This window comes from Parabacteroides sp. TM07-1AC, assembly GCF_003480915.1.
GTDB classification, from domain to species: Bacteria; Bacteroidota; Bacteroidia; order Bacteroidales; family Tannerellaceae; genus Parabacteroides; species Parabacteroides chongii.
The window spans coordinates 1-1,503 of sequence record NZ_QUKD01000027.1; the positions used below are offsets into that span (position 1 = coordinate 1).

1 rRNA gene is annotated in these 1,503 nt (G+C 52.4%); it reads right to left on the bottom strand.

Annotated elements, in window-relative coordinates:
* Positions 1-1,503, bottom strand: a 16S ribosomal RNA gene (locus DXD68_RS23960); the annotation flags it as partial.

The following is a 1,503-nucleotide window of genomic DNA, read 5'->3' on the forward strand; positions in this document are numbered from 1 at the left end:
AAAGGAGGTGTTCCAGCCGCACCTTCCGGTACGGCTACCTTGTTACGACTTAGCCCCAGTCATCGGTTTTACCCTAGGCCGATCCTTGCGGTTACGGACTTTAGGTACCCCCAACTCCCATGGCTTGACGGGCGGTGTGTACAAGGCCCGGGAACGTATTCACCGCGCCATGGCTGATGCGCGATTACTAGCGAATCCAGCTTCACGAAGTCGGGTTGCAGACTTCGATCCGAACTGAGATGGGGTTTGGAGATTAGCATCCTGTCGCCAGGTAGCTGCCCTTTGTCCCCACCATTGTAACACGTGTGTCGCCCCGGATGTAAGGGCCGTGCTGATTTGACGTCATCCCCACCTTCCTCACAGCTTACGCCGGCAGTCTCTTTAGAGTCCTCAGCTCGACCTGTTAGTAACTAAAGATAAGGGTTGCGCTCGTTATGGCACTTAAGCCGACACCTCACGGCACGAGCTGACGACAACCATGCAGCACCTCGTAAATTGCTATTGCTAGAAAGAGTGTTTCCACTCCGGTCAACTTACGTTCAAACCCGGGTAAGGTTCCTCGCGTATCATCGAATTAAACCACATGTTCCTCCGCTTGTGCGGGCCCCCGTCAATTCCTTTGAGTTTCACCGTTGCCGGCGTACTCCCCAGGTGGATTACTTAACGCTTTCGCTGTAGAGCTTACCGTGTATCGCAAACTCCTAGTAATCATCGTTTACTGCGTGGACTACCAGGGTATCTAATCCTGTTTGATCCCCACGCTTTCGTGCTTCAGTGTCAGTTATGGTTTAGTAAGCTGCCTTCGCAATCGGAGTTCTGCGTGATATCTATGCATTTCACCGCTACACCACGCATTCCGCCTACCTCAAACATACTCAAGTCCTCCAGTTTCAACGGCAATTTTATGGTTGAGCCACAAACTTTCACCGCTGACTTAAAAAACCACCTACGCACCCTTTAAACCCAATAAATCCGGATAACGCTCGGATCCTCCGTATTACCGCGGCTGCTGGCACGGAGTTAGCCGATCCTTATTCACAGGGTACATACAAAACGGGACACGTCCCGCACTTTATTCCCCTATAAAAGAAGTTTACGAACCATAGATCCTTCATCCTTCACGCGACTTGGCTGGTTCAGGCTCTCGCCCATTGACCAATATTCCTCACTGCTGCCTCCCGTAGGAGTCTGGTCCGTGTCTCAGTACCAGTGTGGGGGACCTTCCTCTCAGAACCCCTATCCATCGTGGACTTGGTGGGCCGTTACCCCACCAACTATCTAATGGAACGCATGCCCATCTATCAGCGATAATTCTTTAACAAATATTCCCATGCGGGACCCCTGTTTTATGCGGTATTAGTCCGACTTTCGCCGGGTTATTCCCCTCTGATAGGCAGGTTGCATACGCGTTACTCACCCGTGCGCCGGTCGCCGGCGGAGTATTGCTACTCCCCGCTGCCCCTCGACTTGCATGTGTTAAGCCTGTCGCTAGCGTTCATCCTG